Genomic DNA, 8,462 nt, shown 5'->3' with positions numbered 1-8,462 from the left:
TTTTTAACCAGTCCGCCAACACAAACACTTTGCCCATAACAAACAGATCCAAGGCTTCAGGATTGAACTGGATGCCATCCACCCGATGGAATTCGTGGGGCACCAGCATGGCCGCATAGCGGGTAAATTCCCCTGCTTGCCAATCTAAACAAAGGGGAAACCAGGGATAAAGACTATCTAGGCGAATAAACCAGAGGCGAACTTCGGGAATCTCCGATAATTCCCTGGGATCGCCTTCTTGCCTAGGAAATTGAATGTCAAACTGTACCCGTTTTTCGATGGTGGCCAGGGCAGATTCATCAATCCGATTCAGGCTCAGATCAATGGTCTGCTCCAGCCACGATTGCACTGGGGCCAGATCCAAATGACTCAATTGCTCTGGGGTAACGGTAATGGTGACCATGGTTTAAACCGCCCGTTTGTAGGCTTCATCCAACACTTCCGACAGGGTGGGGTGGGCATGGACATGGAAGGCCAATTCCCGCACTGATTTGCGGTCGGCGATCGCCTGGGCGGCCTCTTGGATTAGGTCCGATGCATGGATGCCAATGATGTGGGCCCCCAATAATTCCCCGGTGTCCTGGCGGTAGACCACTTTGGCAATGCCATCGGTTTCCTTTTCCGCCAAGGCCTTGGAATTACCTTTAAAATAGGTTTTGGCCGTACTAACCACAAACCCTTCCTTTTCCCCTAGTTCCTTGGCTTGGGCTTCTGTTAGGCCCACGTAGCTAATTTCAGGATGGGTGAAGGCCGCCGCCGGAATGGCCCGGTAGTCCACCTCAGTTTTGCGGCCGCAGATATTTTCCACGGCCACCACGCCCTGGGCAGAAGCGGCATGGGCCAACATCATTTTGCCCGTGGCATCCCCCACCGCCCAGAGATGGGGCACCGGCTTGCCATCTTTGGTCACTTGCATCTGATCGTTAACTTCAATGAAGCCCCGGCGATCAGTTTCTACTCCCACCGTTTCCAGCCCTAAATTTTTGGTGGCAGGAATGCGCCCCGTGGCCACTAGGCAGGCGTCCACTTCAAGGATTTCAACTACTTCTTTAGTCTTGGCATCGGTGAGTTCAATTTCCACCGGGGAGCCTGCTTTTATTTTGGTAGCAAAAACGCCGGTATAGGTTTCAATATCCCGGGATTTAATCAGCACCCGTTCGGCAATTTTGGCAATTTCCGGATCAAACCCCGGCATCAAGTCCGGCAGAGCTTCAATCATGGTCACTTCACAACCCAGAGCCGTGTACACGTCGGAAAATTCCAAACCAATGTAACCACTGCCGATGATGGCAATCCACTGGGGCAACGTTTCCAACTTCACCGCTTCGTCACTGGTAAAGACTGTTTTATGGTCAATTTCAATGCCGGGGGGGACAAAGGGTACGGAGCCTGGGCACAGCATGATCTCTTTGGCTTTGAGAATGCGGGTTTCATTGTCCCCCACCACCGTTACTTCCTGGGGGCCAGAAACCTTTCCCCAACCCCGGATGGTATCTACTTTGAGACGGGTAAGGCTATTGGTCAGGTCAGCTTGAATTTTACTGACAAGGTCGTTGGCATGGGCGGCGATCGCCTCTCTGGTGAAGGTAATGCCATTGACTTGGATGCCTAACTGTTGAAGATGGTCTTGGTCGGACATTTCCCGGACTCGACCGGAGGCAGCCAGGAGAGCCTTGGAAGGAATGCAACCCCGGTTAACACAGGTGCCCCCCATATCCTTGGCTTCGATGATGGCGGTTTTCAGACCACATTTAACGGCGTGGAGAGCGGCTCCGTGGCCCCCAACACCAGCGCCAATAATCACCAAATCGTAATCAAAATCCTGACTCATCGTTGCTTGCACCTCAATCTGTCAAGACTTTAGTTTAGGGGCTAAGGGCAACCTCTGGAAAGTTGACCCCCGCCTAGGCGATCGGCCATCATCTTCGATTAGTTCGACCCCAGTCCATCAGAAATACCAGCCTGCCGCAATAACGCCCTTAACCGTTCATTTTCCTGCTCCGCCAGCTTAGCCCGCTCCGAAAATTCTATTGTTGTCAAAAAAAGATTTCCTTGGGGATCGTAAATTTCCAACTGTTCTTGGGTGAGGACAAAACGTGTTCCTAAACAGGGGCTGACCCAATCATTAATAGTTTCAATCACGACCAAATTTTCTCCCTGTCGCACATATCCCGTAAAGTCAACCCGTTCGGGATCATAAATGTAGTATTCTTCTACTCCATGTCGGTCATAAAAAACCAATTTTTTTGCCATTTCCTTCAATCTATTACCCGGCGATAAAATTTCAAACACTACCTGGGGGGCAATATTCCCTTCTTGCCACTGTTGGTAGGAACCCCGCTCCCCCTTGGGGCGACCAAAAACTACCATCACATCAGGGGCAACCCGTATTTCTGGGTGTCTTTCCACCGGATACCATAATAAATCTCCCGCTACAAACACATCTGGATAATCTCGAAAAACACATTCTAAATTTTCTTTAATCAGTACAATCCAACGGAACTGTAGGGTATTATCTGCCATTGGTTGTCCATCACTATCGGGATAAATAATGATTTGGTCTAGGGCGGCGGTCATGGTCTGGGGCTCCAAACGCTCAGATGTGGCCCGATTCTAACACCCCATCAAAGTTTGCCATTTTCATCGATTTTTCCTTCTCGCTACTGGCCAAACCGCTATTTTGACCTTACCTGCAGCATTGCTCCCCAGGCTTGGCTACGCCAGCAGTTATCCATGATAACCCGATCGCCAATGGGGCAAGTTGAGGACTTAAAGCAGGCTCGGCTTTCAACAGGAGAAGACTCCCGACCATTCCGTCAGAATGGCAACATATTGAACCACCAGGAGCTTTGTACAATGGGCCCTGGATCCGTAATTGGAAAAAACCGAAAATTATGCTAAGCCGTGTTGCTGACTCCGTTTACTGGCTAAACCGCTACATCGAACGGGCGGAAAATATTGCCCGCTTTGTGGACGTGAACCTTTACCTAATGTTGGATTTGCCCTACGGCGCCCAACAGCAATGGGAGCCTTTGGTCATGACCACTGGGGATTTGGGCTTTTTTAAACAGCATTACGGCGAAGTTACCAAGGCCAATGTGATCAAATTCCTCACCTTCGACCAGCATTATTCCAACTCCATCCTTTCCTGTCTGAACATGGCCAGGGAAAATGCCCGCTCCATTCGGGAAATTATTTCTTCGGAAATGTGGGAGGAAATTAATCGCTTTTACCTCATGGTCAAAGAAGCGGGCGATCGCCCTCCGGCTAACATTGCCGACTTTTTTGCCCGGGTGAAACTATCTAGCCATCGCTTTGCCGGCATTATGGACGCCACCATGACCCATAACGAAGCTTGGCACTTTGGCCAGATGGGCCGCCTGCAGGAAAGGGCTGATAAAACCGCCCGCATTTTGGATGTGAAGTATTATTACCTGCTGCCTTCGGTGGAATGGGTGGGTACTCCCCTGGACCAGGTGGAATGGATTGCCCTACTCAAATCCGCCAGTGCCTACGAAATGTATCGCAAGAGTCAGCGGCGTATCACCCCCGCCAACGTGGCCAGTTTTTTGATTTTGCACCAAAAATTTCCCCGTTCTATCCACTTTTGCTTACTCCAGGTACAGCGGTCACTGCATGAAGTTACTGGTACTCCCCAAGGTTCCTGGCGCAATGATGCAGAAAGGGCCCTGGGTCGGCTTTGTGGAGAAATGGGCTACATCACCATCGAAGACGTTATTAGCCAAGGGCTACACGAATTTTTGGAGGAAATCCAAGCGAAAGTGAACGAAGTCGGGGTTAAAATGGCCCAAACATTTTTTGTCAATGAGCCAGTGCTATCGCCGGTGCCAGTACAAAGTCAAAGTCAGACCCAACAGCAATCTCTAGCGAGTTTTTAGACCCATTACCCATCCGGTACAGGTTGGTCAGCGGTTAAAGTGGGCACCACAATATAACCCGTACTTGCATCTCCTAACACCCAGTTCCGCTCCCGGCCCCAATACCACCAATAGGCACCAATGTAGGCACAGATTAGACTATCCCACTGGTCTTCCTGGCGCTTCAGTTCCTTGCCGTTCAACGTCAATGGCGATCGCCAAGGCTCCATGCCAGGGGGAAGGGTAAGCTCCAGGGCCGGCGTTAGTTGGGGCAAAATATTTTCAATGTGGGACTGTAACTCCAGCAAACCCTGCCTTTTTTGGGCTAGGTTCCCTTTTTTGTATTTGATGATCCGCTCTAGCTGAAAAAGTTGCACCATGGCGGGATGGGGAAACACTTCAATTTGGTAACGCCCTTGCCGTTGAGGCTCTATCTGCGGGGCATGGAGAAAACCCCGTTCTTCTAGCAATTTACCCACTTCTGTGGTTCTTGCCGCAAAAGGTCTAGCCAAATTAGCCGGATAACAACCCGCATGGTACTTGCCAAAATATTTGTGGGTTAGGCGATCGGGCAGCCTTGTCCCTCCGATGTTGGGAATAATTGTGGGGGCATCCACCGCCACCATGGCCCCCTCAGGGGCTGTTAACCCCTCATCTAGCCAAGCAAAAATATCTGCCAAGCTCAACCGACAGGTAATGTCCTCCACCCAAAGGCGATCGCCAGCAGGGGCTGATTCCAGCCGTAAACGACATAGTCCACTCTCCCCAGAGCTCCAACCTAAATCAATGCCAATAAATTTCATCAAATGAACACTCGCAAATATTTGCCAAAAAACTTGCCAAGGGCCACAGGGGAGGACTAAGATTAGATTCTGTGAAATTCGGGGCGTAGCGCAGCTTGGTAGCGCACCACTTTGGGGTAGTGGGGGTCGTGGGTTCAAATCCCGCCGCTCCGATTCAACTGAAAAGCCTTCTCCAGGAGCAAATTAGCTTAGGGGAAGGCTTTTTGCTGACTACCTGTTAGAAGCCGAATCTGGGCAAGGGAATGGATACCGGCAAACTGGGAATGGGGGGAGAGTAGCTCGCTCCATTGGTGGAACAACTCAGCCCCGGTAACAAATTGGAACACATACTTTGCAAGGCTCCATCGGGAGTAATGGGAATGCTGAAGCCATTGAACAAACTGCCACTCAACAGGGCTACCAATTCTTCCGGGGTCATGGGAATCACAGAACCGATGATGCCTTCCAACACACTGACCTTTTCCCCCGCTTTAACCTGGGTTGTTTGCCCTGGGTTTTCCGGATCACTAACCAACACAGCTCCCTCCAGAACCTTAATTTCCCCCGATTGACCTTTATTTCTTTCCATCACATACACCGTGCCGGTCACCGCCACACTGACCCCCGCCATGCAACCATTGACGGGGCCACTGGCTAATAATTGACCTCGTTCCAGCTCTACACATTGACCCACAATCACACTGGCATTTTCGCTCAATCTCCCCGCCGCGCCGTTATTGAACAAGATACCGGCTCTGGATTTTTTGGTCACTATCACCTGGCCAAATTCTGCTTGATCATCCACTTTTGCCTGGATTTCCTCGATGTAAACCTGGGGACCGTCAATGATTTCTTGCACCACCGCTTGGCTGATTTGAGCTTGGCTGGGGGCCACGGCCCATCCCAGAGCCAGTAACGGGGCAGAAGCGCTGAGGGCACTTATTTTAAGAAGTTTTAAGCTGGGGGAGCTAGGTAGGGTAATCATGGCATAGCACCGGGAAAGGGTCAGTGGGGGAACGTAAAATTGGTTAGGGGACCAAGGAAGTGGATTTCTCTCTGGGTCTAAACAAGATAGGAAATTTTTTCGCCTCTATCTTAGCTGTTCATCAACATATTTTATTGGAGAAAAAGTGGTCATGGCAGTACGTTTTTTGTTCAACTTGGCCTTTGCTGCTGTGGCCACAGCTTGCCTTTTAGGGGGTACGGAATGGCGCCAAATATCTTCAGCCCAGTCCTCCCCAGGGGCCATCTTGGATGGAGAAGGGAAAACCACGATCGCCACTGCCCAGCAATATTTTAATCAAGGTCTTAAGCATTATCAGCAGGGTAGCCTAACAGATTTTCAAGTGGCCCAAAGTTCCTGGGAGCAGGCATTGGCCCTCTGGCGCCAGGAAAATAATTTACCCCAGGTGGCGGTCACTTTAAATTTTCTTTGTTTGGTTCAGCGTCAGTTGGCCCCACCGGCGGTGGCTTTGGCTTGTTTCCAAGAGTTATTAACCGCCGCCCAAACCTTGGAGGATACCCAAACCGAGGCTAATAGTCTGGTGGCGATCGCCCAGTTGCAATTACAACAGGGTAATTACCAGGAGGCCTTTGAAAGCCTAGAAAAGTCTTTACCGCTTTGGCAAGAAGCCAACTTTAAAACCGGGGAGGTGATTAGTCAGAACGAATTAGGGCAAATGTATTTTATCTTGGGGGCAACGGCCCAGGCTGAGTATTTTTATAACAAGGCTTTGGAACAGGCCCAATCCTTGGGAAATCGAGGCAATGTCGCCGGCATTGAACATAATTTAGCCCAGGTTAAATTCACCAGTGGGGATATAAAAGGGGCTTTAGTCCTGGAAGAAAGTGCTTTCCAACATTGGCAAAGTTTGATCAACGACCTTGGCGATCGGGCCACACCGGATCTTGTGCGGGGGCAGGCGGCGGGATTAAATAATCTTGCTTTTATGCAGGTGCAAAATCAACAACTTAATATGGCCAAAGAAAACTATCAAAAAGCGTTGATCATCTGGCAACAATTGGGGGATAAAAATGGGGAAGCCAGTAGCTTAAATAATTTGGGTTATCTAGCCTTTTTGCAGGGGGATTTACCCACAGCGCTCGATTACTACCAACGGGCTTTAACCCTAAGACAAACGACTGGCGATCGCCTGAAGGAAAGTTTAACTCGCTATTGGTTGGCGGTGGCTTGGAAGCAACAGGGAGAAGTAGAGCAGGCCATGGCAGAAATTGAAAAGGCAATTTATTTAGTGGAAAACCTGCGGCAAGCCATTGGCAACGATGATCTAAGGACCAGCTTCTTAGCTTCCAAACAAGATTATTATCAGTTCTACATTGATCTGTTAATGGAACAACATCAACGGCAACCTAATCAAGGCTGGGACGGGAAAGCTTTGGTGGCTAGTGAATCAGCCAAAGCTAGATCTTTGTTGGATATTTTAGCCCAAACTCCGGGGAAAATTACCAAGGGAATTTCTTCTCAGTTGTTAAACGAAAAAGAAACCATTGAACGACAACTCAATACCCTACAGGAAAATAAAATTAAGTTATATAGTTCTAATTATGATCCGCAAAAACAAGCAGAACTAGACCAGACCATAACGGATCTATTGCAACGGTATGACCGAATTTTAGGGCAGATTGAGCGACAAAACCCCGACTACAGGGCCCTTACCCGTCCCCAACCGTTGAACTTGCCCCAAATCCAAGCCCTCTTAGACGATGAAACTCTGTTGTTGGAATATGCCCTGGGGAGAGAGCGTAGTTATCTCTGGGTGGTGGGTCAATCCAGTCTGCGGAGTTACGTCCTTCCCAAGGCCGAACAGTTAGACGAAGCAATTAAATCCTTTCGCCAGTCTTTTTTGGAGCCCACCCAGCGCATTCGTCGCCCCCTGGCCGTTAGCCAAGGAGCCCAGTTATATGGCCAGTTAATTCCTGATCCAGCAGTGATTGCAGGAAAAAGATTACTGATTGTGCCCGATGGCGTGTTGCAATATCTACCCTTTGGGGCACTGGTGACAGACAATTCCCCCAACCAGCCCCCCACCTATCTAGTCGATAGCCACGAATTGGTCACCATGCCTTCCGCTTCCACCCTAGGCATTCTGCGGCAAAATACGGCCCAGAGGGAACCGGCCCCCAATTTGCTGGCCGTGTTTGCGGATCCAGTATTTACCGCCAGCGACGAAAGGTTAGGCCCGGCGATCGCCCGTCGTCCGGAAAATTTGCCGGTGGATTTGGAACTGTCCGCCAGGGATGCGGGGGTTTATTTTGACCGACTCCCCTACACCGAACAGGAAGCCGAGCAACTGATCGCTCTCTTTCCCCCGGAAGCAAGTTTAAATGAATTAGGTTTTGAGGCCACCAGGGCCCGGGTTTTTGCCGACACCATGGAGCAATACCGTTTTATTCACTTTGCCACCCATGGCATTCTCAACAGCAAAAATCCCCAACTGTCGGGACTAGTGCTTTCCCTGCTCAATCCCTCCGGGGAACCGATCAATGGCTTCGTGCGTTTGTACGATATTTTCAATCTCAACCTACCAGCGGATTTAGTGGTGCTCAGTGCTTGCCAAACAGGGCTTGGTCAGGAGGTGCGAGGGGAAGGACTGATTGGCCTGACTAGGGGGTTTATGTATGCCGGGGCTGCCCGGGTAGTGGTCAGCCTTTGGAGTGTGGACGACGAAGCCACTGCCCGTTTGATGACGGAATTTTATCGGGGTTTACTGCAACAGCAAATGGCCCCCGCCGCCGCTCTGCAATGGGCCCAGCAAAAATTAAAGGAAGACCCCCGTTTTGC

General features: G+C 50.2%; 7 protein-coding genes and 1 tRNA gene. 3 read left to right on the top strand and 5 right to left on the bottom strand.

The window, feature by feature from the left end:
- The 3 genes from IQ219_RS12925 to IQ219_RS12915 all read right to left on the bottom strand — a co-directional run.
- The coding region (locus tag IQ219_RS12925) for a CRR6 family NdhI maturation factor (RefSeq protein WP_194072876.1) at window positions 1-403 on the bottom strand (403 nt) is incomplete at its 3' end.
- A gap of 3 nt (window positions 404-406) precedes the next feature.
- The gene (lpdA, locus tag IQ219_RS12920) at window positions 407-1,831 is read right to left on the bottom strand and encodes a dihydrolipoyl dehydrogenase (protein WP_194072875.1); all 1,425 of its coding nucleotides are present in this window, start codon (window positions 1,829-1,831) and stop codon (window positions 407-409) included.
- Between the two features lie 98 nt (window positions 1,832-1,929).
- Window positions 1,930-2,577 (bottom strand): Uma2 family endonuclease, encoded by a 648-nt coding sequence (locus IQ219_RS12915; RefSeq protein WP_194072874.1) that lies wholly within the window; start codon window positions 2,575-2,577, stop codon window positions 1,930-1,932.
- 317 nt (window positions 2,578-2,894) lie between these two features.
- Between IQ219_RS12915 and IQ219_RS12910 the strand changes: the two genes are divergently transcribed.
- Complete coding sequence (locus IQ219_RS12910) at window positions 2,895-3,899, top strand: alpha-E domain-containing protein (RefSeq protein ID WP_194072873.1); 1,005 nt, start codon at window positions 2,895-2,897, stop codon at window positions 3,897-3,899.
- A gap of 5 nt (window positions 3,900-3,904) precedes the next feature.
- On the opposite strand, the gene IQ219_RS12905 is transcribed toward IQ219_RS12910, so the two are convergent.
- Entirely contained in the window at window positions 3,905-4,681 is a 777-nt protein-coding gene (locus IQ219_RS12905; protein ID WP_194072872.1) for a DUF429 domain-containing protein, read from the bottom strand.
- Window positions 4,682-4,760: 79 nt separating this feature from the next.
- Here IQ219_RS12905 and IQ219_RS12900 point away from each other — a divergent pair.
- Window positions 4,761-4,834 (top strand) — tRNA-Pro (locus IQ219_RS12900).
- Window positions 4,835-4,898: 64 nt separating this feature from the next.
- On the opposite strand, the gene IQ219_RS12895 is transcribed toward IQ219_RS12900, so the two are convergent.
- Complete coding sequence (locus IQ219_RS12895) at window positions 4,899-5,645, bottom strand: hypothetical protein (protein WP_190598751.1); 747 nt, start codon at window positions 5,643-5,645, stop codon at window positions 4,899-4,901.
- 151 nt (window positions 5,646-5,796) lie between these two features.
- Between IQ219_RS12895 and IQ219_RS12890 the strand changes: the two genes are divergently transcribed.
- On the top strand, window positions 5,797-8,462 hold a 2,666-nt coding region (locus IQ219_RS12890; protein ID WP_228017055.1), incomplete at its 3' end, for a CHAT domain-containing protein.

Origin of the sequence: Synechocystis sp. LEGE 06083, assembly GCF_015207725.1 — a bacterium.
Taxonomy (GTDB): Bacteria; Cyanobacteriota; Cyanobacteriia; order Cyanobacteriales; family Microcystaceae; genus Synechocystis; species Synechocystis salina.
The sequence above is the reverse complement of the archived record's forward strand: the minus strand, read 5'-3'. Positions and strand labels throughout refer to the sequence as shown.